Annotated in this window: 21 protein-coding genes and 2 tRNA genes; 7 read left to right on the top strand and 16 right to left on the bottom strand. The window is 61.9% G+C overall.

Features of this window, described 5'->3' with window-relative positions:
• Nucleotides 1–41: 41 nt before the first annotated feature.
• The 16 genes from AC1DVN_RS07780 to dnaA all read right to left on the bottom strand — a co-directional run bounded on the left by AC1DVN_RS07780 (nt 42) and on the right by dnaA (nt 20,365).
• On the bottom strand, nt 42–1,319 hold the full coding sequence (locus AC1DVN_RS07780; RefSeq protein WP_019746220.1) for a lipase family protein: 1,278 nt from the start codon (nt 1,317–1,319) through the stop codon (nt 42–44).
• Nucleotides 1,320–1,446: 127 nt separating this feature from the next.
• Nucleotides 1,447–3,111 (bottom strand): alpha/beta hydrolase, encoded by a 1,665-nt coding sequence (locus tag AC1DVN_RS07775; protein WP_477993668.1) that lies wholly within the window; start codon nt 3,109–3,111, stop codon nt 1,447–1,449.
• 62 nt (nt 3,112–3,173) lie between these two features.
• Nucleotides 3,174–4,283, bottom strand: coding sequence for a baeRF11 domain-containing protein (locus AC1DVN_RS07770; RefSeq protein ID WP_021332615.1), 1,110 nt, complete (start codon nt 4,281–4,283; stop codon nt 3,174–3,176).
• Between the two features lie 271 nt (nt 4,284–4,554).
• Nucleotides 4,555–4,627 (bottom strand) — tRNA-Ala (locus AC1DVN_RS07765).
• A 176-nt stretch (nt 4,628–4,803) separates the two neighbouring features.
• Nucleotides 4,804–4,877: transfer RNA gene (locus tag AC1DVN_RS07760), tRNA-Ile, on the bottom strand.
• Nucleotides 4,878–4,952: 75 nt separating this feature from the next.
• On the bottom strand, nt 4,953–6,353 hold the full coding sequence (locus AC1DVN_RS07755; protein WP_019746216.1) for a DUF3566 domain-containing protein: 1,401 nt from the start codon (nt 6,351–6,353) through the stop codon (nt 4,953–4,955).
• The gene (gene gyrA / locus AC1DVN_RS07750; protein ID WP_019746215.1) at nt 6,353–8,884 is read right to left on the bottom strand and encodes a DNA gyrase subunit A; all 2,532 of its coding nucleotides are present in this window, start codon (nt 8,882–8,884) and stop codon (nt 6,353–6,355) included. The genes AC1DVN_RS07755 and gyrA overlap by 1 nt, the downstream gene beginning before the upstream one ends.
• An 86-nt stretch (nt 8,885–8,970) precedes the next feature.
• Entirely contained in the window at nt 8,971–11,007 is a 2,037-nt protein-coding gene (gene gyrB / locus AC1DVN_RS07745) for a DNA topoisomerase (ATP-hydrolyzing) subunit B (RefSeq protein WP_003942515.1), read from the bottom strand.
• A gap of 197 nt (nt 11,008–11,204) precedes the next feature.
• The gene (locus AC1DVN_RS07740) at nt 11,205–12,128 is read right to left on the bottom strand and encodes an alpha/beta fold hydrolase (protein ID WP_020967979.1); all 924 of its coding nucleotides are present in this window, start codon (nt 12,126–12,128) and stop codon (nt 11,205–11,207) included.
• A gap of 26 nt (nt 12,129–12,154) precedes the next feature.
• Nucleotides 12,155–13,276, bottom strand: a complete 1,122-nt coding sequence (locus tag AC1DVN_RS07735; RefSeq protein WP_029537300.1) for a PDR/VanB family oxidoreductase — start codon at nt 13,274–13,276, stop codon at nt 12,155–12,157.
• The gene (locus tag AC1DVN_RS07730; protein WP_007729174.1) at nt 13,276–14,187 is read right to left on the bottom strand and encodes a metal-dependent hydrolase; all 912 of its coding nucleotides are present in this window, start codon (nt 14,185–14,187) and stop codon (nt 13,276–13,278) included. Before AC1DVN_RS07730 ends, AC1DVN_RS07735 begins: the two co-directional genes overlap by 1 nt.
• A 124-nt stretch (nt 14,188–14,311) precedes the next feature.
• Nucleotides 14,312–14,857 (bottom strand): DUF721 family protein, encoded by a 546-nt coding sequence (locus AC1DVN_RS07725; RefSeq protein ID WP_003942471.1) that lies wholly within the window; start codon nt 14,855–14,857, stop codon nt 14,312–14,314.
• Complete coding sequence (recF, locus tag AC1DVN_RS07720; protein WP_019746212.1) at nt 14,850–16,079, bottom strand: DNA replication/repair protein RecF; 1,230 nt, start codon at nt 16,077–16,079, stop codon at nt 14,850–14,852. The genes AC1DVN_RS07725 and recF overlap by 8 nt, the downstream gene beginning before the upstream one ends.
• On the bottom strand, nt 16,080–16,988 hold the full coding sequence (gene gnd, locus AC1DVN_RS07715) for a phosphogluconate dehydrogenase (NAD(+)-dependent, decarboxylating) (RefSeq protein WP_019746211.1): 909 nt from the start codon (nt 16,986–16,988) through the stop codon (nt 16,080–16,082).
• Between the two features lie 44 nt (nt 16,989–17,032).
• Entirely contained in the window at nt 17,033–18,217 is a 1,185-nt protein-coding gene (gene dnaN / locus AC1DVN_RS07710) for a DNA polymerase III subunit beta (RefSeq protein WP_007729165.1), read from the bottom strand.
• Between the two features lie 585 nt (nt 18,218–18,802).
• Complete coding sequence (gene dnaA, locus AC1DVN_RS07705; protein WP_003942491.1) at nt 18,803–20,365, bottom strand: chromosomal replication initiator protein DnaA; 1,563 nt, start codon at nt 20,363–20,365, stop codon at nt 18,803–18,805.
• A gap of 304 nt (nt 20,366–20,669) precedes the next feature.
• On the opposite strand from dnaA, the gene AC1DVN_RS07700 reads away from it, so the two are divergent.
• The 7 genes from AC1DVN_RS07700 to AC1DVN_RS07670 all read left to right on the top strand — a co-directional run bounded on the left by AC1DVN_RS07700 (nt 20,670) and on the right by AC1DVN_RS07670 (nt 24,217).
• Entirely contained in the window at nt 20,670–20,939 is a 270-nt protein-coding gene (locus AC1DVN_RS07700) for a hypothetical protein (RefSeq protein ID WP_128636487.1), read from the top strand.
• A 206-nt stretch (nt 20,940–21,145) separates the two neighbouring features.
• Nucleotides 21,146–21,289 carry a 50S ribosomal protein L34 gene (gene rpmH / locus AC1DVN_RS07695; RefSeq protein ID WP_003942540.1) on the top strand — a complete coding sequence of 48 codons (144 nt, stop codon included), beginning with the start codon at nt 21,146–21,148 and terminating at the stop codon, nt 21,287–21,289.
• 26 nt (nt 21,290–21,315) lie between these two features.
• On the top strand, nt 21,316–21,696 hold the full coding sequence (gene rnpA, locus AC1DVN_RS07690) for a ribonuclease P protein component (protein ID WP_019746209.1): 381 nt from the start codon (nt 21,316–21,318) through the stop codon (nt 21,694–21,696).
• The gene (gene yidD, locus AC1DVN_RS07685; protein ID WP_007729147.1) at nt 21,693–22,073 is read left to right on the top strand and encodes a membrane protein insertion efficiency factor YidD; all 381 of its coding nucleotides are present in this window, start codon (nt 21,693–21,695) and stop codon (nt 22,071–22,073) included. The genes rnpA and yidD overlap by 4 nt, the downstream gene beginning before the upstream one ends.
• 4 nt (nt 22,074–22,077) lie before the next feature.
• On the top strand, nt 22,078–23,184 hold the full coding sequence (gene yidC, locus AC1DVN_RS07680; RefSeq protein ID WP_019746208.1) for a membrane protein insertase YidC: 1,107 nt from the start codon (nt 22,078–22,080) through the stop codon (nt 23,182–23,184).
• 20 nt (nt 23,185–23,204) lie between these two features.
• A complete protein-coding gene (locus AC1DVN_RS07675) occupies nt 23,205–23,768 on the top strand; it encodes a Jag family protein (protein WP_003942504.1) in 564 nt (187 codons plus the stop codon).
• Nucleotides 23,769–23,890: 122 nt separating this feature from the next.
• The gene (locus AC1DVN_RS07670; protein ID WP_020971491.1) at nt 23,891–24,217 is read left to right on the top strand and encodes a hypothetical protein; all 327 of its coding nucleotides are present in this window, start codon (nt 23,891–23,893) and stop codon (nt 24,215–24,217) included.
• The last annotated feature ends 13 nt before the right edge of the window (nt 24,218–24,230 follow it).

Here is a 24,230-nt window from a genome sequence, read left to right as displayed (position 1 = left end):
CCCGGAACAGATTGTGTTCCGGGGCTTTTCGATGTTCACGTTCAGCAGTTGGACGGTGCCGGGACGTTGTTGAAGCGATCGATCATGTACCCGACGGATTCGGGTGTACCCACCAGGTACGGCGTCGCATGATTGATTGCCATGCCCGGAATGATCGGGGGCAGTTCGTTGACGGAGAACTGCACCGTCGCGCCCTTGCCGCACCAGTCACGGGCCAGTTGCTGTCCCTGACCGAACGGAACGATGTCATCGGAGCGGCCATGCTGAATGAGCACGGGCGACTCCGGCGTCAGCTTGCCGATCTTCTGCTCGTCGAGGATCGCCTGCGCCATGGGTAGACGCGCCAGAACTGCGGAGAGTGATTCACCGGAATTGGTGAAGCTCGACGACTGCTGGAAGCCGAACTGCAATCCACTTTCGGCGACGCACTGGTTCTTGGTGGCGGCCAACATCTGTCGGCCGCGATCGTTGATCTCGGCGTCGAGCAGCGGCTGAACCTCGGGGTACTGCGCAAGGATCCCGTTGAGCGCGTAGCCGATCACTCCGGTGAGGAACGTGCCGTCGACCTGCTGCAGCGTCGCCGCCAGATCGGCGGGCGGAGCGCCTGCATACGTGCCCTTGAGATCAAGCTCGGGAGCATACGACGGCTTCAATTCCGTTGCGGCAGCGGCAGCTCCACCACCTTGCGAGTAACCCCACAGTCCGACGGGGCCGTCGGCGGGAATGCCCGTGTTCGGGAGCTGCTGAGCGGCACGCACCGAGTCCAGAACCGCATGCGCTTCGGCTTCGCGGTTGACGTAGGTGTGATCGCCAGGAGTTCCGAGGCCTTCGTAATCGGTGACTACGACGGCGATGCCGTTGAGCAGCAACGTGTTCACCCAGATGGACTCGTAGCCGACCATGACGTCCGTCGGGAACTGGTACTCGATACCGGTGTTGAACAGTTTGGACGGAGCGCATTGATCGCCCTGCCCATGCGTTCCTACCGCTGCGGCAACCAGTGGACGCGCCCCCTGCCCGGTCCACGGGTTCGACGGTTCGAGGTAGGTCCCCGTCACGGCAACGGGAGCACCCTTGGCGTCCTCGCTTCGGTACATGATCTTGGTGGCGGTTGCCGGCCACGCACCGTTCGATCCGGGCACGCTCAGCAGCAGTGGTGACGGCTCACTCTTGATGAGATCTCCGTTGGCACCTGCCGGAAGCTCCGACGGCGGCGTGTAGAAATCCGCCGGGTCCGCCATTGCGGCAGGGGCCGTCACAGCACCCATGACCAGTGCCGCGACGGAAACCCCGGCCGCCCACCATGCTCTGCTCTTCACGTTTCGATCTCCCCACGCTCGCCTGCGCTGTGGCTTGGCACACAGCGAACGCAGAGTAACACATACCTCACGTAACACTTTTTCGTGAGGTTTTCGCCTTAACAGGCTGACTTACAACCGTTTACGACTACTTCGTGGGCTCCAGATTGGAGGTCAGCAGCGAACGAAGCTTGTCGGTATCAGCCGAGGTCCACGCCTCGGGGTGCAGGATCTTGGCCCACATGTCCGCTGCATCCTCGCCGTAATTGTGACCGTGCCCGGACGGGACGTCAGCCGAGAAGACCATGTCGAGGGTTACCTGCCAGAAGGTCACGAGAGGTACCCACGTCATTCCCGGATCCACGTCGCGACCCAGCGGTTCCTTGAGCCAATCCGGCTTGTTGAGCAGCAGGTCGAAGGACCACCATGTGATCGGGTCGCTGGCGTGCTGCCAGTACACGATGCGATCGTCGTCCCAGTCGGACTTCAGCTCCAGATCTTCCGGATCGCCGGCAAACCGAATTGCCTGGCCACCATCGATCACCGGCAGGATCTCCGGTGAGCCCGAGTCGCGGCTGTCCGTGATTTCCTGCCACTGAGCAGTGAAGTTGGGGGTTCCGACCCACAGCGCGCCGTCGACGCGCGTCATCATGTCCTGAGCGCCGGCAAATGCGGCCTGGCCACCGTAGGAGCCGAGGCTCTCACCGAAGACAACCAGTTCGGGTCGCGTCTCCACGGGCAGGTCGATCCACTTGGCGTACACCGCGTTGAACAGTGCGCGACCCGCAATCATCGGCGTCTCACGATCGGCGATGAAGGCCAACGGACTCGGAAGGAACGAGTACTGCATCGACGCGATCGCCGTGTCCCCGCCCTCGACGTACTCGAACGCCGACGCGACGTCCTCGTTCACCCAACCGCGGCCGGTGGTCGTGACAACTGCGAGGGTTCCGCGGTCGAATCCGCCGGTGCGCTCCAACTCGTCGACGACCCGCTGTGCGACACCGTTGATCGAGTCCGAGGATTCACGTCCGGCGTACACCCGGATCGGTTGCTTCGCTTCACGTCCGGTCAATGCGGTGATCTCGGCCGCGGTGGGACCGCTGCCCATGAAGGTGCGCCCCTCCTGGCCGAGCGAATCCCAGGCTTCGGCGGACATCGGTGAACCACTGCGCTCAGCGATCAAGGGTTGTTCGATGCCGTCCGGTGTTTCGTGATCCGCACCGGAGAAACTCCAGTTCGCGAAGGCAATCAACCCGTTGTACAGCGCACCGTTCACGATGAAGATGCCGAGGGCGAAGATGACGATCAAGCTGCCGACCTTCGCCGCTTCGAGGGGAACGAACCGAAGTGCGACGGCGGTGAGCTTGTTGGTGGTGAAACGAAGACCACAGCCCGCCTCGAGCAGGATGAACCAGATTCCGAGCGAAATGAGCAGCACCAGAAGGTAATTCGCCTGATTGGTGCGAGGAGCTTCGACAAGGTCACGCACGATCTGCTGCCACCACGAACCGAGGACCAAGAACGTCGGAACCAGAATGACGGCCGCGACCAACAGGATTCGCCAGCCGATCTTCTTGGTGCGATCCGACCACTGCGGTTCGACGCCGCACTTGCGGATCATCCAGGCAACCGTCACGCCGACGCCGTATCCCATCGCGAGCGAGATGCCCGTCGCAACGCCCTGCAAGTACCACGCGCGCGGCAACAGGGAAGGACTCATCGACCAGGTGAAGAAGACCAGAGCAAAGGCAAGCCCGACCGGGTGCAGCGTCTTGCAGTAGAGGCGCAGCCGTTCCCACACACGTTTCATGCCGGAATCGTATGCGCCCCGTGCCCGAATCAGGTCACGAAGCGCACACGCGTCCAGTCTGTTTACGGGGCGAAGCGCAAAATCGCGGCAACTGCGCCGCCGCCCGGAATGTCCTCGGCGCGAACAGCGAGGACCCGAGCACCCGTCAGGAGCGCACGACGAGCGATCTCGTCGACGACCCCGTATGTACTTCCGTTGGTCGACTCACCGGTCGTGAGAGCGCCCGTCTGGGGATCGAGACTTCCAGGTACGACGGAATCGATGTCGATGAAAACGGTGTCGACCTGTCCGTACGTCGCGGCCGTTGCCACGTCGGCGACGTCGGTTTGAGTACGTCCCTGTTCGGTGCGCACATTGAAGGTGTCCCGTACCGCCGCCAACTGCTCGGCGTGGAAATCGTCGAGCGCCGGTCGCGAACCGTCCGCCACCTCCTGCGTCGACAAGGCTTCCGGGTTTCCCTCGACGGTTTTGTCGACCAGGTGGCGGTACGAATTCACGGAGCGATACACCGACGCGATGGGTTCCGCAGCGGCCAGGATCAAGGGGACGTCACGGCCGGCGAGGACACCACGGACCTCGTGATCGACTGCGCGGGCGTACTGATTGACGCGCAGCTTTCGGCTGTCCGAACCCGAGAGCCGACCGGCTTCAGTTCGGCTGTTGATCGAGGACTTACCCGCGTGATCGGCAGCGTTCTTCGGCATTCCCTGAACACGAACCTCGTCGGCCGGTTGATCGGCGGCGATCTCGATCAATCGCACCGAACCTTCGGCGAGAGCGAGAACAAACGCCGTCTGGGGGAAGGTCACCGAACGGAGCAGTGGCTTGAGATGAAACCGATCGCTGACCGTTTCGAGCGCCTGCAGACGGTTGGGGAGGCGGAAGGTCACCAGACGCTCCGGCGTCGCGTACGTGACCAATGAGCGCGACTGGAAGCGCCAGAAATCGTCGTCGTCGTCGAGCTCTGCGTATTCGACCTCGAACAGCTTGCGCTCAGCCGGATCCTCCACCGATGCGAGTGCCGAGCGGACCTGGTCCTTGAAGGCGATGCGCGCTTTGTCATGATCCTGCGGCGCATCTTCAGTCGGAGTCACGATGGTGATGCAGGTGGGCCCTTCCACCTCCGCGAGTGCGGCAATTTCACCGTGGCTGGGAATGTCGTTGTGAAGCACTACGAACCTCCTGAAATTGGGTTCTCCTCACGCTACGCCCGGCTGGTTATGACCACTAGACTTTCCGGAGAATTCGGGACGAACGGTCCATAGTGGGCGCTGTTCTGGCCACCCCACTCCGAGCGAACGGCATGTTCATCGCCTTCAGTGCGCCGAAAGTACCGTTCGCTCAAGAAGGGGAGGGCCACGAGTCGGGCACCGGCCGGCCGGCCATCCGCACATCGGCATACAAAAACACCCTCCCGGATCCCGGGAGGGTGTTTTCCTACTGTGGAGCCTAGGAGATTCGAACTCCTGACATCTGCCTTGCAAAGGCAGCGCTCTACCAACTGAGCTAAGGCCCCGTTCGGTTTTCTGACCGGAGTCAGAGTACCTAGGTTCTATCCTGTTTCCAAATCGTGCCAAACCTTGTCTCCGCGCTGACTTTTGATCAGCTTGGTGACCCCGAGAGCTACCAGAATTCCGGCCCCGACAAGCAGGAAAACCTTCATTCCAGCAACCCTTCTTCGGCACATGGGAGTGGGCCTAGGAGGACTTGAACCTCCGACCTCTTCATTATCAGTAAAGCGCTCTAACCACCTGAGCTATAGGCCCCTGAACCGATTCCAAAGATTACCCCACCGGGCCGCTGACACCAAAACGGGCCCGGCGGAGCAATGTTTTCGCAGGTCAGTCGCGGTCGGCGAGAGTTACCTCGACGCCGCCAACCAGGTCGCTGCAGAGGTTGTAGATGAACGATCCGATCGTGACGAGTGCCGTGAAAAGCACCATGTTCGCGATACCGATCAGCGCGGCGTAGCCGAACACCTGGCCGGCCGTCACCAGTCCGTCGGAGCCGCCGTCGGCAACGATGTCGGTGAACGCGTTGTTCAGGCGATCCCAGACGCCCATGCCGTCGAGAACGACGTAGAGCAGTCCGACGGCCACCATCCACACGAAGAACAGCGACACCGAGATCACCGACGTGATCTTGAGCGTGGACCACGGGTCGATACGACGGATCTGGACCGTTGCGCGCAGTGGCGCACCGTCCACGACCGAAGCCGATACGGCGTGAGTTTTCTCACCCTTCACCGCAGCAGGCAACGGATGCTTGGCCTCGGAGAGGTCAGGCATGTCCTTCGGCAGATCCTTGCGATCGATGTGCCGAGTCGGCCCGTCGATCGCGGCGGCTTTTGCTTTCGGATTAGCGACGGTGGGATTGGCGACCGTGGCATTTGCAGCCTTGGGATTTGCGCCCGAGGGTGCAACAGCCTTGGCTGCCGCTGCGCCGGCGACGCCACCGGTAGCTGCGGCAGCTGCCGTTCCTGTCACGACAGGACGCGCCGACGGGTTGCCGGCAGGACGACCTGTCTGTGCACCGGCAGCAGGGCGACCCGCCTGCGGCTGTCCCTTCGGCGCACCACCCTGCGCTGGGTTTTTGGCCGGACCACCCTGTGCCGGACCACCCTGTGCCGGGCCTGCCGCTGCAGGACGCTGCGGACCCGCAGGCGGCTTACCCCCAGCAGGAGCTGCCGGTCGACCTGCAGGAGCACCAGCGCCGGCCGGGCGCGTGATGTTGGTCTGCGGCTGACTTTGCGGAGCCTGATTCTGCGGTGGCTGAGCCTTCGACGCCGGGGCCTTGGACGCCGGATTCTGAGCAGCGGGGTTCTGAGCTGGCTGACCCTGAGGCTGGCCTGACGGCTGGGGTCCCCGCTGCCACGGCGGTGCCTGGCTGCCACGAGCCTGATTGGCGACCGGTTGCGGCGGAGCCTGACCATCACCCTTCGCCGGGGTTACCGGCGCAGCCGGAGCCACAGAAGGAGCGGAAGGAGCCTGACCCTTGGCCGCACCCGCGGCGTCGGGAGCCGCAGCCGCCGGTTTCTGGGCCGAATCCGACGGGCCGCGAGACGGCTCCGGTGCCTTGGGCGCCGGAGCTGCCTCGGAAGCTTTGGGTCCGCCGTCCGCTGGAGCTGCAGGTTTCGAGGTCTGCGGCCCCGTCGGAGCAGTTGCCTGCTCCGGCTTCGGTGGCGTCGAACCTGAAGTGCTTTCACTCTTCTGGTCACTGCCCGGCTGGTTGGGAGTGCTCACTAGGACTCCTTAGCTCCATCGGCATTGTCTGCGTTGTCGGTGGTCTCTGCAGCGAGCTCTTCGGGCTCGTCGGCGTTGCGCGCAATCGCGAGCAATGTGTCGCCTTCGCCGAGGTTCATCAGACGCACGCCCTTGGTCTGGCGTCCCGCCTTACGAACCTGCTTGGCAGCCGTCCTGATGACGCCGCCGCCCGAGGTGATCGCGTACAGCTCGTCGTCGTCGTCGACGATGAGCGCACCGACCAGAGTGCCACGTTTCTTGTCGTACTGAATCGTGAGCACGCCCTTGCCGCCGCGACCCTGCACCGGGTAATCCTCCATGCCGGTTCGCTTGGAGTAACCGCCCGAGGTGGCGACCAGGAGGAACGTTCCTTCACGAACGACGTTGAGCGAGAGCAGCTCGTCGTCACCGTTGAAACGCATGCCCTGGACACCGGACGTGGCGCGGCCCATCGGACGCAGTGCCTCGTCGGTGGCCGAGAAGCGGATCGACTGGCCCTGTGCCGAGACAAGGAGCAGGTCGTCGTCGGCGGAGCAGAGAACAGCGCCGACCAGTTCGTCTTCACCGCGCAGGTTGATGGCGACGATGCCACCGCTGCGGTTGGAGTCGAAGTCGGTGAGCTTGGACTTCTTGACCAGACCGTTGCGTGTGGCGAGCACCAGGTATGGCGCGTCTTCGTACGTCTTGATCTGGATGACGGACTGGATGCGCTCATCCGGCTGGAAGGCCAGGAGGTTGGCAACGTGCTGACCGCGAGCGGTACGGCTCGCCTCGGGCAGCTCGTAAGCCTTCGCGCGGTAGACGCGGCCCTTCGTGGTGAAGAACAGCAGCCAGTCGTGCGTCGAGGTGACGAAGAAGTGCGAGACGATGTCGTCCTGCTTGAGGCCGGCACCCTGAACACCCTTGCCGCCGCGCTTCTGCGATCGGTAGAGATCAGTCTTGGTGCGCTTGGCGTAGCCGGTCTCGGTGATCGTGACGACGACGTCTTCGCGGGCGATCAGATCCTCGTCGTTGACGTCTCCGTCGGCGGCGATGATGCGGGTACGACGGTCGTCGCCGTACTTGTCGACGATTTCCTTGAGCTCGTCACGAACGATCGCGCGCTGACGCTCCGGGCGAGCCAGAATGTCTTCGAGGTCCGCGATTTCGAGTTCGATCTCGGCCAACTCGTCGACGATCTTCTGACGCTCGAGGGCGGCCAGACGACGCAGCTGCATGCCGAGGATGGCGTCGGCCTGGATCTCGTCGACGTCGAGGAGTTCCATCAATCCGGCGCGAGCGATGTCGACGGTCTGCGACGCACGGATCAAGGCGATGACCTCGTCCAGAGCGTCGAGGGCCTTGACCAGACCGCGCAGGATGTGGGCGCGCTCCTGTGCCTTGCGAAGCAGGTACCTGGTACGACGAACGATGACCTCGAGCTGATGCGTCGTGTACAGACGGATCATCTGGTCGAGGCGCAGCGTGCGCGGCACTCCGTCGACGATGGAGAGCATGTTGCAGCCGAAACTGGTCTGCAGCTGGGTGTGCTTGTAAAGGTTGTTCAGCACGACCTTGGCAACGGCGTCACGCTTGACGGTGACGACGATGCGCATGCCGACGCGGTCCGAGGACTCGTCGTGGATGTCGGAGATACCACCGATCTTGGCGTCACGAACCTGCTCCGCGATGGAGGTGATCAGGTTGTCCGGGTTGACCTGGTAGGGCAGCTCGGTGATGACGATCGTGGTGCGGCCCTTGGCATCTTCTTCGATCTCGACGACGCCGCGCATACGAACGGAGCCACGACCGGTGGTGTAGGCATCCTGGATGCCCTGTCCACCGACGATGAGCCCGTGCGTCGGGAAGTCGGGTCCCTTGATGCGCTCCATGACGGCCGCGAGGGTGGCTTCCTCGTCCGCCTCGAAGTTCTCGAGCGCCCAGTAGATGGCCTCGGCAACTTCACGCAGGTTGTGCGGCGGAATGTTGGTGGCCATACCGACGGCGATGCCGTTGGAACCGTTGATCAGAAGGTTCGGGATACGGCTGGGCAGAACCGTCGGTTCCTGCGTCTTGCCGTCGTAGTTCGGGGTGAAATCGACTGTCTCGTGGTCGATTTCGCGCAGCATTTCCATCGCGAGCGGCGTGAGCCTGCACTCGGTGTAACGCATGGCGGCTGCGCCGTCGTTGCCGCGGGATCCGAAGTTTCCCTGACCGTCGACGAGCGGGTAACGGAGCGACCACGGCTGGGCCATACGGACCAACGTGTCGTAGATCGAGGAGTCGCCGTGGGGGTGGTAGTTACCCATGGTCTCGGCGACCGGTCGGGCAGACTTCACGTATCCGCGGTCTGGGCGATATCCGTTGTCGTACATCGCGTAGAGCACGCGGCGGTGCACCGGCTTGAGTCCGTCGCGGACATCCGGCAGAGCGCGACCGACGATGACGCTCATGGCGTAGTCGATGTAGCTGTTCTGCATTTCCTGCTGGATGTCGACCGGTTCGATCCGGTCGTGTTGCGGACCGTCCGGTGGCAACGTGGTGTCGGTCATGAGCTCACTTTCTTAAAAGAGGGGGCAAGCCCCTGTGCGCGGAAAAGGAGTCCGGGGACTCCGCAACCGCTCACAGGGCCGCAGGCCTACACGTCGAGGAAACGAACGTCCCGGGCATTGCGGGTGATGAAGCTGCGTCGTGCTTCGACGTCTTCGCCCATCAGCACGCTGAACAGCTCGTCGGCAGCAGCCGCGTCGTCGAGCGTGACGAGACGCAGAACGCGCACCGTCGGGTCCATCGTGGTTTCCCACAGCTCCTTGGCGTTCATCTCGCCGAGGCCTTTGTAGCGCTGGATGCCGTCGTCCTTGTTGATCTTCTTGCCGGACTCGAGGCCTGCCTTGACCATCGCGTCGCGCTCGCGGTCGGAGTACGCGAATTCCGGCTGCGCACCCTTCTGCCACTTGAGCTTGTACAGCGGCGGCTGCGCGAGGTAGACCTTGCCGTGCTCGACGAGCGGCCGCATGAAGCGGAACAGCAGCGTGAGCAGCAGCGTTGCGATGTGCTGACCGTCGACGTCGGCGTCGGCCATGAGCACGATCTTGTGATAGCGCAACTTGGCGATGTCGAACTCGTCGTGGATGCCCGTGCCGAACGCGGTGATGATCGACTGGACTTCGGTGTTCTTGAGGACGCGATCGATACGCGCCTTCTCCACGTTGATGATCTTTCCGCGAAGCGGGAGGATCGCCTGGTACATCGAGTCTCGGCCGGACTTGGCCGAGCCGCCTGCGGAGTCGCCCTCCACGATGTAGATCTCGGACTTCTCCGGATCGTTGGAGCGGCAATCGGCGAGCTTGCCTGGCAGGCCACCGAGGTCGGTCGCACTCTTACGACGGACCAGCTCACGCGCCTTACGCGCGGCAACGCGGGCCTGCGCCGACGAAACAGCCTTGTTCACAATGGTTTTCGCGTCGGCGGGGTTCGCCTCGAACCAGTGCGCGAGGTGCTCGTTGCACGCCTTCTGTACGAAGGACTTGACCTCGGTGTTGCCGAGCTTGGTCTTGGTCTGACCCTCGAACTGGGGTTCACCGACCTTCACCGAGATGATGGCCGCAAGTCCTTCACGGATGTCGTCACCGGTGAGCTTGGGATCCTTGTCCTTGAGCAGCTTCTTTTCGAGCGCGTACTTGTTGACCGTTGCGGTCAGTGCGGCGCGGAAGCCCTCTTCGTGGGTACCACCCTCGTGGGTGTTGATCGTGTTGGCGAAGGTGTGCACGGACTCCGAGTAGCCGGAGTTCCACTGCATTGCGACCTCGAGCTCGTGGCCGGTGCCCTTGGCGGTGAATCCCACGACCGAGTTGTGGATCGGGGTCTTGCTCTTGTTGATGTGCCGGACGTAGTCCTCGAGTCCACCGGGGTAGTGGTAGATACGGGTCTTGGACTTACGCGGCGCTGCCTGGGCAGCTTCTTCGGCTTCTTCGGCAGCAGACTTGGGAGCCTCGGCTACCTCGGCAGCTTCGTCGTCGATGACCTCGGCGCGCTCGTCGGTCAGCGTGATGGTCAGGCCCTTGTTGAGGAAGGCCATTTCCTGCAGACGACGCGCAACGGTCTCGAAGTTGTAGCGGGTGGTCTCGAAGATCTCGGGATCAGCCCAGAAACTGACGGTGGTGCCGGTCTCCTTCGTCGGGTCGCCCTGTACGAGCTCTCCCGGCTTGGAATCGGTGTACGTCTGCTGCCACCGGTAGCCGTCGACCTTGATGTCGACGTCGAGCCGGGTGGAGAGCGCGTTGACCACCGAGATACCGACGCCGTGCAGACCACCTGAGACGGCGTAGGAGTCGGAGTCGAACTTGCCGCCGGCGTGCAGCTGGGTCAGCACGACCTCGACGGTGGGTACTCCGGAGGCGTGCATGCCGACCGGGATGCCACGGCCGTCGTCGATGACGCGGATTCCGCCGTCTTCGAGGAGGGTGACCTCGACCTTGGTGGCGTGTCCGGCCATCGCCTCGTCGACCGAGTTGTCGACGACCTCCCAAATGAGGTGGTGCAAGCCGCGTTCACCGGTGGAACCGATGTACATGCCTGGACGCTTACGTACCGCCTCGAGTCCTTCGAGGACGGTGATGGACGACGCGTTGTAGTCCTTGCTGGAAGTGCTTGTATCTGACTTCTGGGCAGCCACGGGTGGGTAGCTCTCCTTCTCCGTCAATACTCGAGCGCAGCCGTCAGCAAGCCCTTGCGGGTGTCGTCGGAGCGGGTTCGAGAATGTTGCCGCTAGTTACCGTTGACCATCTTACTGGTAAGCACCGACTAGAAGCGGCCAATGACACCCCTGGCTGCGCCGCAGACGAATTTTTACGATCCCCTGAAGGTGAAACGCTAGGAACTTTGCTTCTCCGAGCGACGCTCTCTCAGGCTCGCGATAAATGCCCGCGCATGTTCGGCAACCTCGCTCGGATGTGAAAACGGCGACCAGTGTCCCGCGGCAATTTCACGTCGCTGCAGGTCGGAGACCCATTTTTCGGTGTCTTCGTATCCCACCGGACGAACGGCTTTGTCGTACTTGTTCAGAATGAGCTGAACAGGCACGTCCGTGTACCGATCCCGCGGCTTGCCGAGAGACGGCCGGATGTTCGCGCGATAAAGCTTGAGTCCGTTCACCATGTCGTCGGCGATGGTGGGCGCGGTGTTGACCACACGAGGGTCCAGACCGTCGAAGAAGCCCAGAAATGCCGGCCAGTGCTTGGAGAACCACAGACGCAACGGGAGGGTGCACAGCCCGGGAATCTGGAACAGAACGGTGTAGGCCGACGCAATTCCCTGCGCCGCCGGGCCGAGGAAACGACGCTTGGACACGCTCGCCCGGATCCACTTCCCGAGATGATCGAGATTGGGGCCCGAGATGGACGAGAACGACGCGATCTTCTCTTCGGCACCCGGCTCGCAGACCGCTTCCCACGTTTCCACGGATCCCCAGTCATGTGCCAGGACGTGCACCGGCTTGCCCGGGCTGACCGCGTCGATGACGGCAAAAAGATCGCCGGCCAGTGCGCTCAGTTGGTAGTCCTGCACCCTCGAGGGGATCGTGCTCTCACCGGCCCCGCGGCTGTCGTAGCTGACGACGCGGAAGTCGTCTGCCAGCAAAGGCACGATGCGGTTCCACAATTCATGGGTGTCGGGCCAACCATGCACCAGGACGATGGTCTCGCCGTCTGCCTTGCCCTGCTCGAACACTGCCAGGCTGACGGAACCGTTGGTCACGCGACGCGCGGTCACGGCATGGACAGGAGAGTGCTTGGACATTGTCGAACCCTTCGGAGTCGGAATATCTAGAGATCGAGAACGAGACGTCCACCCTCGGAACGGGATACGCAGATGAGCATCTCCGTTTCCTGTTCGGTGTCGGTCAGACGCCTTTCGCGGTGATCGGGCTTGCCCGCGAGTACCTTCACACGACAGGTTCCGCAGAAACCCTGCTGACACGAGTACCCGACACCGGGCAATGTCTTCTTGATGACGTCGAGCGCGGACTCGTCGGCGGGCACGGTGAGCACCTGACCCGAATTGACCAGCTGCACTTCGAATTCCTTGCCGTCGATCACCGGCGGAGCCCCGAACCGCTCGAAATGCAAAGCAGTGGAGGGTGTATCGCGGAATCCGCGGCGGACGGCGTCGAGCATCGGCGTCGGGCCGCAGCAGTACACGGCGCCGCCGACCGGCGCTCGTCCGAGAAGGTCTGCGGTGGTGGGCAATCCGAACTCGTCGTCCGGGCGCACGAAGACACGCTCGGGTTCCCAGCTCGCGATCTCGTCGAGGAACGGCATGGATTCACGAGAGCGGCCCGAGTACACGAAGTACCAGTCCATTCCCAATTCTCTTGCCGCACGGACCATTGCGATGATCGGCGTGATACCGATACCGCCGGCAACAAACAGTGCACTGCCTTCACCCACAAAGGGAAATCCGTTGCGAGGGCCGCGTACCGTGACGTGCTCACCCGGCTTGAGAGCGTGCATCTCGATGGAACCGCCACCGCCGTCGGGGATCCGACGAACCGCGACGCTGTATCCCGTGCGATCGGCAGGGTCGCCGCACAGCGAATACTGACGCCGCAGACCCGAAGGTAGATGGAAGTCCAGGTGCGAACCTGGATGCCACGGCGGAATCGGTGAACCGTCGGCGGATTCGAAGCGCAGGCGAACGACGTTCTCGTCGGTCGCCACCACCTCACGCGTACTGACCACCATGTTCATGGCCGTGTCGGGGTTGTGGCCAGCGATCTCGGGGTTGTAGTCGTAGGCCGTCAACACCCGAAGGTACTTGTCCGCCAATAACTCCGTGATGCGCATGGCACGGTCGGGACGGTTCTTTCCGGACAAATCGGGTGGCGCCGGAAAACGCGGCAACCCGTCGTGCCCGGAGATGACGTCCTTGACCCTCGAGAGTGAAATCACCGTGCAGCCGCCTGAGCTGCGGGTGACGACGCCAGGTACTGCACCGCCTGGGCGGTCGAGCCCTCGTTACTGGGGTGATAGGACTTGCTGAAGTACGTCGACATCCGCTTGACCAGCTCGAACGACGTGGGAACTGTGCCACGCTTTCCGGCCGCGATGAAATCGGACAGGTGGGGTCGTCGACGGCTGGGAGCCTGAGCGGCAAGCTCGGGATCGTTGCGCATCAAGAACCGGGTACCGCGAATCCACAGCCACACGATTGCGGGCGTGACGAGGATCTGGGTACGGATCCGCCGGGTCTCACGCTTGTCGAAGTAGCGCATCACGTCGTACGCGACGGCGCGGTGTTCGACTTCTTCGGCGCCGTGCCAGCGAAGAAGATCAAGCATGGTCGGGTGCATGCCGGCTTTGTCGAGCCCCTTGGCGTTGAGCACCCAGTCGCCGAGGAAAGCAGTGATGTGTTCGATGGCCGCGATGATCGCCAAGCGCTCCACCAGGTGATTCTCGGCGCGCAGTCCCGTCATCGGGCGCGGTCCGAGCAGTTTCGAGAATGCCCACTCCATCTGCTGGGTGTACGGCGTCGGATCCAGGCCGTTTTCCTTCAGATGGACGAGGACACCCGAGTGCGCGTTGGAGTGCATCGCCTCTTGGCCGATGAATCCGACGACGTCTTCACGGAGTTTCTCGTCCTCGATCAGAGGAAGAGCTTCCTTGAAGGTCTCGACAAACCACTCCTCACCGGCTGGGAGGAGGAGGTGAAGCACGTTGAGAACGTGTGTGCTGAACGGATCGCCCGGAATCCAGTGCATAGGCAGATCGGACCAGTCGAACTCGACATTGCGAGCCTGCAACAGGATGTGATCCGGCTCGGCGAACGACGAAGCGGGTGTCGATATCTTCTGCGACATCTAGCTACTCCTTCATGCCTGCCGATCGGTAGGGAACGACAGCCTTGTGACACAGTTCACTCACTAGCGAGTTTTAACTGTAACACGAAGTAATAGGTAGAACCAGGTCCTGGTTGAGTTTTCCTCAGCCGTACGTATCGCGAGGTCCGCGGCCTTTCACATGCCTTTCACCCTTGCGCCAGCTAGGCGCACTCGGACCGGTGATGCGCAGTGTCTTCACGACGCCGTCACCGACGGCAGCAGCGATCTTGGCCAGAATCTGGGACTGCATCATGCGCAACTGGGTAGCCCAAGCCGTCGACTCGGCGGAGATGCTGAGAACACCTTCTTTCAGAGAGATCGGCTCGGCGTGCGCGGAGATGTCTTCACCGACGACCTGCGGCCACCGACCGAGGACCGTGCCCTCGGACACCTTGGGGGACCACCCACGCGATTTGGAGATAGCGCTGGTGAGAGCGCCGAACGGCTGAGGGTCCCGCGCATCCGGGCCGGGGCCGGACCAACCGCTGCGTCGACGCGGGCGGCCACTTCCGTATTTGGGCGACGAGCGCCCCTGCCCGACGGCCTTGCCGTTGGCTTTGGCTGTCGCGCGTGCCTCCTCGAGGGCACGGCGCGCCAGATCGATCCCCTTGAGCTCGGGCTCCGGGGCCGCGCTGCTGTCTTCAGTCATCGAACTCGACCTCCTGATCCGTCGAGCCTACGGGCACTATCCGGGATATCCGACCGTCTCCGGTATCGGAGGCTTCGACGCCGAACTTGGCCGCCTCGAGTTCCTCCGGTACATCCTCGGGAACGGCGGCCGTGATCAGCACCTGTTCTGCGGTAGCCGCAACGGTGGCGAGCGCACGACGCCGACGACGGTCCAATTCCGCGAATACGTCGTCGAGCATCAGGACCGGGTCGCTGCCGTCCGCGCGCAACAGGGCAAAACCTGCCAGTCTCAGCGAAAGCGCGAACGACCACGATTCACCATGACTGGCAAAACCTTTCGCCGGACTGTCGCCGAGAACCAGCTCCAGGTCGTCCCGATGCGGACCGACCAGACACACTCCGCGATCGATTTCCTTCGACCTCATCTGTGCCAACTCGAGATGGAATCTCTCCTCGAGGTATGCAACGTCGTCGATACCGGAAATCCTTGCAGGATCAGTGAATTCGGGATCCAACGACGAACCCAGGCTGCTCTTGTATCGAATCGACGCCGGCCGGGACTCGGGTGCGATGGAACGATACGACTCCGCCAGGTGGGGCGCCAGATCATGGACCAACTCGAGGCGCCCGGCCAACAATTGTGCGCCGTGAGCGGCCAGATGCCCGTCCCACACCTCGAGGGTGGAGAGGACGTTGTCGGACTCGCCACCACGAGAACCGCGGCGCAAAGCCGCACCAGCAGTTTTGAGTAGGGCTGAGCGCTGACGCAGCACTTTGTCGTAATCCGCACGGACGGCAGCCATTCGGGGAATCCGCGACGTCAACAACTCGTCGAGATAGCGTCGACGATCGCCAGGATCTCCGCGAACCAACGACAGATCTTCCGGCGCGAACATCACCGACTGCAGAATTCCCAGTACTTCCCGCGGACGACGCGTCGGCGACTGATTTATCCTGGCGCGGTTGGACTTTCCCTCGATCAGTTCGACGTCGATGGTCAGTTCGCGCCCATTGTTGACCACCGTTGCACCGGCAAAAGCACTGGCGGAACCGCTGCGGATCATCGGTGCATCCGTGGACACCCGATGAGAGGACAGCGTGGACAGATACCCCAGTGACTCGAGGACGTTGGTTTTACCGTGCCCGTTCGAACCGAGGAAGACAGTTGTTCCCGGCGTGAGGTCCAGCGTCAGCGAATCCCAGGATCGGAAGTCCCGCAACGAAAATCTACGAACGAACACTTAGCTTCCAGAAGCCGAATTCTTGGGCGAAGCGCTCTTGACCGCGTGACCACCGAACTGATTACGCAAGGCCGACACCGCCTTCATGGCCGGTGAATCATCCTGTCGTGAAGCAAATCTCGCGAACAGAGCAGCGGAGATGACGGGAGCGGGGACAGCGTGCTTGATAGCTTCCTCGACCGTCCAGCGGCCCTCACCGGAATCCTCGGTATAGCCCGTGATCTGCGCAAGCTCCGGATCCTCCTCGAGGGCGTCGACAAGCAGATCGAGCAACCACGAACGTACGACGGTTCCCTTCGACCAAGCTCGGAGCACGCCCGGAACGTCCGCGATCAGGCTTTCCGCCTCGAGGAGCTCGTACCCCTCGGCATACGCCTGCATCAGGCCGTATTCGATGCCGTTGTGCACCATCTTCGCGTAATGACCAGCACCGACGGGGCCGGCGTGGACAAAACCGTCTGCAGCGTCGCCGTCGGGGCGAAGGGCGTCGAAGATCGGCATTGCCTTCGCCACGTCGGGCTCGGATCCGCCCACCATCAGGCCGTAGCCGTTCTCACGGCCCCAGATACCACCGGAGACACCGCAGTCGAGGAAACCGATCCCACGGGCGCCCAGAAGCTCGGCATGGACAGCGTCGTCGGTGTAGCGCGAGTTCCCACCGTCGATGACCAGATCGCCGCCCTCGAGGGCATCAGCCAGTTCGGCAATGGTGCTCTGGGTGATTTCACCGGCCGGAACCATGACCCAGACGACTCGAGGTCCCTCGAGGGAAGCAGCGAGTTCGGCAAGTGACCCGACATCGGTGACTTCCGGTCGAGGGTCGTATCCGATCACCTCGAGGCCATGCGCGCGTAAGCGCTCACGCATGTTGAAACCCATCTTGCCGAGACCTACGAGTCCGATCTTCATACTGTTCTCCCTGGTCAGGCGCGAACTGAAGTGCGGGGTACCACTCAGCCCGGGAGGCGAACCGGCATCAGCAGGTACGTGTACTCGCTCGAGGGCGCAGCGAAGTTACCGGACTCGTCTGCCGTGGGCTCTTCCTCGGCCGCGGGGCGAAGAACAGCCGGACGGCTGGGAGTGGTGAAGCCGAACAGAACGTTTTCGCTGTGAAGCGAGTTCAACCCGTCGATCAGGTAACCGGGGTTGAACGCAATGGTGAGTGCTTCGCCCTGGAACGACGCGTTGAGTGTCTCTTCTGCGCGGCCGGCGTCGTCGCCACCCGCAGAGAGGAGCAGACCGTCAGCGGAGAACTGCATGCGAACCTGTGCGCCACGCTCGGCGACGAGTGCTACACGCTTGATGGCCTCGATGAGAGGCGTGACCTCGACCGTTGCCATCGCGGTGTGCTGAGCAGGCAGCAACTGACGGAACTTCGGGAACTCGGCGTCGAGGAGGCGCGTCGTGGTGCGGCGTCCGTCGTTGACGATGCCGAGGAGTCCGTCGTTTCCGATGGTCGTACCGGAACCGAGAGCCAACTCGACCGGCGAATTTGCATTGCCGGCAAGCGTTTTCGCGGACTCGGACAGAGTCTTCGCAGGGATGAGAACAGCAGCCTGGACGTCAGGGTTTGCCGGAGTCCACTCGAGTTCACGAACGGCGAGACGGAAGCGGTCGGTAGCGGCGAGGACGATCGAATTCTGTTCGATCTCGACACGGATACCCGTGAGCATCGGAAGGGTGTCGTCTTTGCCCGCTGCAACAGCTACCTGGCTGATGGCTTCGGAGAACAGGTCGACGGGAATGGACCCGGACTGCTGCGGAAGCGTCGGAAGCTGGGGGTAGTCCTCGACCGGCATCGTGGGCAGGGAGAACTTGGCGCTTCCACAGGAGATGAGCACGCGAGTGCCCTCGAGGGTCACATCGACCGGCTTGTTGGGAAGCGACTTGGTGATATCGGCAAGGAGGCGTCCGGAGACGAGTGCCTGACCTGCAGTCGTGACATCTGCGGAGACGCGGACCTGCGCAGATACCTCGTAGTCGAACCCGGAAACGGTGAGGCCGGCTTCGGTTGCGTCGAGAAGAACTCCGCCGAGAACCGGCACAGGCGGCCTCGAGGGCAGGCTACGAGCAACCCACGCTACTGAATCAGCGAACTCTTCCCGGGAAACGCGAAACTTCAGGCTTCCAAGCTCCATCGCCGGGTTATTCCTCTCGGTAGGCATGTTCGTCTGCTGCGGATCTGCATCAGCTCACTTGAATTCTGACACAGACCAAGCGATGCCCACCGTATGCCCTCGAGGGCGCAAGTGGAAAGCCGAAGCCGGGACGAGCGCAGCTTGAGGCGAGGTTCTCAACAGGAGTTGTCCCCAGAACTATTTTCAAAGAGCTTTTCCTAGGAAATTCTCAGTAGTAGTAATAAGTCCTGTGCAATCTGTGGAGCAACGGTTGTCGACGCTGGTAGGTCCCCTCGAGGGCCTGTGCACTTCTCGAGGACAGACTCGAGGACCAATCGACCCCCTCTGTGCACTCTCTGAAAGTTTTCGGATTCCTCCTCGAGAACTCCACAGACTTTCGGAGTTATCAACACAGTTATCCACAGATGTGAATACTTTTCACAAGAAACGAAGAGTTTGTTCTCATCGGCGTGTCCGACTCCGGCGTGTCGTCCCTCGAGGTGGACAACCGCCCTCGAGGGGACCGCACGTGTAACCCTTCGAATACACCGATGCCGCTCGAGGGAAACCTCTGCCTCGAGCGGCATCGATCGAAATAAGTGCAGGTCAACGCTTGGAGCGCTGCTTGATCCTTGCGGTCAACTCCTGAACCTGGTCGTACACCTTGCGGCGTTCCGTCATTTCCTTACGGATCTTCTTGTCGGCGTACATGACCGTCGTGTGGTCACGGCCGAACGTCTGACCGATCTTCGGCAATGACAAATCAGTGAGCTCACGGCACAAATACATCGAGATCTGACGGGCCTGAGCGAGTGGCCGGGCCTTACCCGGCCCACACAGGTCGTCGATCGACATGTTGAAGTATTCGGCCGTCACCGCCATGATCGTCGCCGCGTTGATCTCGAGGCTCGACGAATCGGGCATCAGATCGCGCAGGACCACCTCGGCCAACGTCAGATCCAACGGCTGGCGGTTGAGCGAGGCAAAAGCGGTGACGCGGATCAACGCGCCCTCGAGTTCACGAATGTTGCGCTCGATACGGCTGGCGATCAACTCGAGGACGTCGTGCGGGACCTCGAGGCGATCCATCCTCGCCTTCTTGCTCAGAATCGCGATACGCGTCTCGAGCTCAGGCGGCTGAACGTCGGTGATCAGGCCCCATTCGAAGCGCGTCCGCAGACGCTCCTCGAGGGTTGCCAACTGCTTGGGCGGACGGTCCGAGGAGACGACGATCTGCTTGTTCGCGTTGTGCAAGGTGTTGAAGGTATGGAAGAACTCCTCCTGGATACCTTCCTTGCCTTCGATGAACTGGATATCGTCGACCAGCAGGACGTCCGTTTCCCGGTATCGACGTTTGAACGCGACCTTGCGGTCGTCACGAAGACTGTTGATGAAGTCGTTGGTGAATTCTTCGGTCGAGACGTACTTGACCCGCATGCCGGGGAACAGTCGCTGTGCGTAGTGGCCGGCGGCGTGAAGAAGGTGCGTCTTGCCCAGGCCCGAAGCTCCCCAGATGAACAAGGGGTTGTACGCACGCGCCGGCGCCTCCGCGATCGCGACGGCAGCGGCATGAGCGAATCGGTTGGACGATCCGATCACAAAAGTGTCGAAGGTGTACTTAGCGTTGAGACTGTTCGCGCCGGACCCAGAAGCAGAAGGAGTAGCGGGCGGCTTCGTGAAGTACGACGGCCACGATTCGTGAACGCTCGCGAGTGCTTCGCGGTCGTCGTCGACTTCTTCGGTCTCGGCAGTCTCGGAGTCCGAAGGTTCTCCGTCGCCTTCGGTGAATCTGCGCCGACGGTATGCGCCCGATGAGTTGACCGACTCGAACTGACGGCTGCCCGTGCGCTCCTCGACCGGTTCGGCGGGTGCGTCGGCATCGTCTTCGAGTGCGATGCGGACACCGAGTCCCTCGACCTGGCCGCCGAGGTGGCGTCCGAGTGCCTGCAGGATCGGCTCGCGTAGATCGCGCTCGATCGTCTCTTGAGCAAATGGCGATGGAACCGAGAGGAGTGCAAAACCCTGAGCAAGTGTGAGAGGCCTCACCAGACGGACAAATGCCTTCTGCTTGCTGCTCAAAGCCGGAAGATTACTTCCGGGGTCATCACTCGTGAGTTCTGCAACCACGTCGACCCAGACCCGTGCGAGCGCGTTGGGATCGTCGTTCACGTGGTTCCTTCCCGTGTTTCGCCGACAGTGGGTGTGCTGCAGCTGCCGAGCGTATGGCTGCGGCGTCGAATGATTCGGTGGATTACCACCCGGGGTGAGAACCCCGTAACAGGCTACGAATATGCCACCTGGGCTGTGTTTCCACACAATTATCCACAGATGTGGACAAACCTGCACTGAGTCGGTTTTTTCGTCAACCAAATTCGTCAAAGTGATCGAGAAATTGATCTACCTGCAACTTTGTTGGAACTCGAGGCGTTCGCCACTTGGTGTCAGGGATGCGTCAACACTCACAGCCCTGTGGATGAATGTGGAAACTCGGGATTCGGGGTCGCGTCCGGCGCTCGTGCGCGTATGTGCTGATGAGGCCTTGTCGGGAGCATGCGCCGGTGGAACTGTCCGGGTTGCCTTCGGGTCACCTGCAGTCCGTAGCGGAACTGTTGCCAAGGTCACACTTGCCGCCGCGCTCGAGGTCACGGACGTATGCACACCGCGAATGGAATCTGCGGAATTATGGAAGTATCGGCGTGTCGCCGCGGTTGCCGCGGGAGGGCTCCGAATCGGGCTGGTTTGACCTTGGCAACGGTGGTAAGTAACCTCGAACGGTCACCCGCTGGTGGTGATCGCTTCGTGCTGGCTACATATGTCAGGTCGGATCGGTCTTCCAAGCCACAACGAGTGAAGTTGATTGTTCTGTACCTGTTGGATCCAAAGGCGCCGTAAGGCGTCGATCACTGAATGACGCCGGGAGGCGTCAATGAACTTCGAGGAGTGTTGACCGTGGCCAAGGGCAAGCGGACGTTCCAGCCGAATAATCGCCGCCGCGCGCGTGTTCACGGCTTCCGTCTTCGTATGCGTACCCGTGCGGGTCGTGCAATCGTTTCGGCGCGTCGCCGTAAGGGCCGCGATTCCCTCACCGCCTGATCTGATTTCGAGTTCAGGAGCTCGGGGTGTTGCCTGAGCCGTCTCGGTTGCGTCGCCACGCGGATTTCTCCGTGGCGGTGCGACGCGGGCGTCGTATGGGAAGACGCGACCTTGTCGTGCACGCGTTCGATCGCGAGCAAGTAGAGGCGCTGGTAGTAACAAATCACGGTCCCCGTTTCGGGCTGATCGTGAGCAAGGCTGTCGGGCCGGCGGTGATTCGACATCGAGTCGCACGCCGGCTTCGTCATATCTGTGCAGATTTCGTCGGGCAGGTTTCGCCGGAGACGGACGTGGTTATCCGCGCACTTCCGGGCGCAGCTACCGCCAGTTCAGCCGAACTGGCCAAGCAGTTGCGTGGTGGCCTGACCAAAATGAACCTATTGGTGTCGGTAAGTGAAGAGCCATGAGTACTCCGCTCTCTGAGCAGATCGAGACTCCCAGAGCCTCCCGTGTCATCACGGTGTTGAAGGCTGTGCGTCGCGCTCCCGCCACTGTTCTCATCTTCTGTATCGAGTTGTACCGGACGTATGTGTCGCCCTTGAGGATGCCGACCTGCCGGTTCACCCCCACCTGCAGTGAATACGCGGTCGAAGCGCTGCGCACTCACGGGGCGATCAAAGGCCTTTTCTTGACTGTGGTGCGGTTGGCGAAGTGTGCCCCCTGGCATTCTGGAGGGTGGGACCCTGTCCCTGCCCGTCGTGACCGTGATGCGGGTAGCCGCCATAGCTGTCCGGAAGCACGCGCAGCGTGTCACAGTCCGACGGACGAACAGAGGAGTACTTAGAGCCGTGCTCAATTTCATTTACTATCCGGTATCCGCGATTCTGTGGGTCTGGCACAAGGTCTTCGGGTTCATTCTCGGCCCGGACAACGGAATAGCCTGGGCGCTCTCCGTGGTGTTCCTGGTGTTCACCTTGCGTGCGGTTCTGTACAAGCCGTTCGTGAAGCAGGTCCGCACGACCCGCCAGATGCAGGAACTGCAGCCGCAGATCAAGGCATTGCAGAAGAAGTATTCGGGCGACCGTCAGCGCCAGGCCGTCGAGATGCAGAAGCTCCAGAAGGAGCACGGATTCAACCCGATCATGGGCTGTCTTCCGGTCTTGGCTCAGGCTCCGGTGTTCATCGGTCTGTTCCACGTCCTGCGCTCGTTCAACCGCACCGGCACCGGCATGGGCCAGCTGGGCATGAGCGCCGAGGACAACCTCAACACCCCGAACTACGTCTTCTCGGCCACTGACGTCCAGTCGTTCCTGGATGCTCGTCTGTTCGGCGCGCCTATCTCGGCCGCGATCACGACGCCGGTTGCGCAGCTTCAGGCTTATGTCACCGAGAACGTTCCCGAGCTTCCGTCACGCCTGAACATCATTCTCGTGGCCGCTCCGTTGATGATCATTGCCAGCATCGCGACCCACTTCAACTCACGCGCTTCGGTTGCCCGTCAGAGCGAAGCAGCTGCCGCGAACCCGCAGTCCGCGATCATGAACAAGCTCGCGCTGTACGTCTTCCCGCTCGGTGTTCTGGTCGGTGGACCGTTCCTTCCGATCGCGATCCTCCTGTACTGGGTGTCGAACAACATCTGGACCTACGGTCAGCAGCACCTCGTCTTCCGCAAGATCGATGCCGAAGAAGAAGCGAAGAAGCAGGAAGCGATCACTCGCCGCAACGACAATGCGCCCAAGCCCGGTGCCCGTCCCGATCCCGGTAAGAAGAAGGGATCCCCGGCTGCGCTGAAGACCGCGGATTCAGCCGACGACGACGGTGACGCCCCGGAAGTTTCGCTCAAGAAGCCTCAGCCGAAGCCCTCGGGTTCCAGTGGTGGTTCGACGTCGAAACCGAAACAGAACCGGCCACAGAGCAACCGCGGCAACTCCCCCAAGCGCAATAAACGGCGCTGATCCAGGAAAGAGAACGACCAATGTCCAGTGAAGCTGACATCGTTGTGGATGGAGAGAACGCAGACGTGAGCACCGAGACCACTGCGCCGGTTACCGATGTGGATGTAGACATCGACGATTCCGATGACGATTTGATCGAAGAGGGCGAGATCGCCGGCGACTACCTCGAGCAGTTGCTCGACGTGCTCGATTTCGACGGAGACATCGACCTTGACGTCGAGGGCGATCGGGCAATCGTCAGCATCGACGGCGGCGACGACCTGACCAAGCTTGTGGGACGTAAGGGTGAGGTTCTGGATGCTCTCCAGGAGCTGACTCGTCTGGCTGTTCAGCAGTCGACCGGAGAGCGCAGCCGCTTGATGCTCGACATCGCCGGGTGGCGTGCGGGCCGGCGTGAGGCACTCAGTGCTCTCGGTGCGGAAGCTGCACAGCGTGTTCTCGAGACCGGCGAACGCGAAGAGCTTGCTCCGATGACGCCGTTCGAACGCAAGATCGTGCACGACGCCGTCGCCAAGGTCGCCGGTGTTTCCAGCGAGAGCGAAGGCGCTGAGCCGTCTCGTCGAGTGGTTGTCCTCAAGGACTGACACTCCCCCCTGATCGAATGCGGGCCCCGGATTTTCCGGGGCCCGCTTTTGTGTCCGAGAGGTGTTTCACGTGAAACCGAATCCGGCAGCACGGTGAAGGTCCGGTGCCTATCGTTGTCGACATGTCCAACGAGCGCTCCGGATTCCCTCTCGGATTGATGACCCTTGGGGCCTTGATAGGGATGCTCGTGTGCGGCCTGAGCTATTGGCCCGTGGTCTTCGAACTACAGCAGAAAATGGAAGTCCAGTCCTTTCCGCCGGGCGGTCTGAAGTATTGGCTCTGCTGGTTGTTGCCGCTGGGAGTAGTCGCCGTCGTATTCATTCCACTTGCACTGGCATGGCGATCCGGGAGACCGGTCATGCTCAGCTTCGCGATTGCCTTCTTGTTCGTCGGGGGTGCACTGTGCATGTTCGGATATTCGATCGACAACATGCCGTACTACATGTGAGCCCCTCCCCTCC

It is taken from the genome of Rhodococcus sp. P4_E4, from assembly GCF_056401575.1.
The sequence above is the reverse complement of the archived record's forward strand: the minus strand, read 5'-3'. Positions and strand labels throughout refer to the sequence as shown.

Excerpts from the sequence above, each read along its gene's own strand:
- AC1DVN_RS07775 (WP_477993668.1), bottom strand. The coding sequence starts at position 3,111 with ATGAAACGTGTGTGGGAACGGCTGCGCCTCTACTGCAAGACGCTGCAC.
- gyrA (WP_019746215.1), bottom strand. The coding sequence starts at position 8,884 with ATGACCGACACCACGTTGCCACCGGACGGTCCGCAACACGACCGGATC.
- AC1DVN_RS07740 (WP_020967979.1), bottom strand. The coding sequence starts at position 12,128 with ATGTCCAAGCACTCTCCTGTCCATGCCGTGACCGCGCGTCGCGTGACC.
- AC1DVN_RS07730 (WP_007729174.1), bottom strand. The coding sequence starts at position 14,187 with ATGTCGCAGAAGATATCGACACCCGCTTCGTCGTTCGCCGAGCCGGAT.
- AC1DVN_RS07725 (WP_003942471.1), bottom strand. The coding sequence starts at position 14,857 with ATGACTGAAGACAGCAGCGCGGCCCCGGAGCCCGAGCTCAAGGGGATC.
- gnd (WP_019746211.1), bottom strand. The coding sequence starts at position 16,988 with ATGAAGATCGGACTCGTAGGTCTCGGCAAGATGGGTTTCAACATGCGT.
- dnaN (WP_007729165.1), bottom strand. The coding sequence starts at position 18,217 with ATGGAGCTTGGAAGCCTGAAGTTTCGCGTTTCCCGGGAAGAGTTCGCT.
- AC1DVN_RS07700 (WP_128636487.1), top strand. The coding sequence starts at position 20,670 with ATGAATGTGGAAACTCGGGATTCGGGGTCGCGTCCGGCGCTCGTGCGC.
- yidD (WP_007729147.1), top strand. The coding sequence starts at position 21,693 with ATGAGTACTCCGCTCTCTGAGCAGATCGAGACTCCCAGAGCCTCCCGT.
- AC1DVN_RS07675 (WP_003942504.1), top strand. The coding sequence starts at position 23,205 with ATGTCCAGTGAAGCTGACATCGTTGTGGATGGAGAGAACGCAGACGTG.
- AC1DVN_RS07670 (WP_020971491.1), top strand. The coding sequence starts at position 23,891 with ATGTCCAACGAGCGCTCCGGATTCCCTCTCGGATTGATGACCCTTGGG.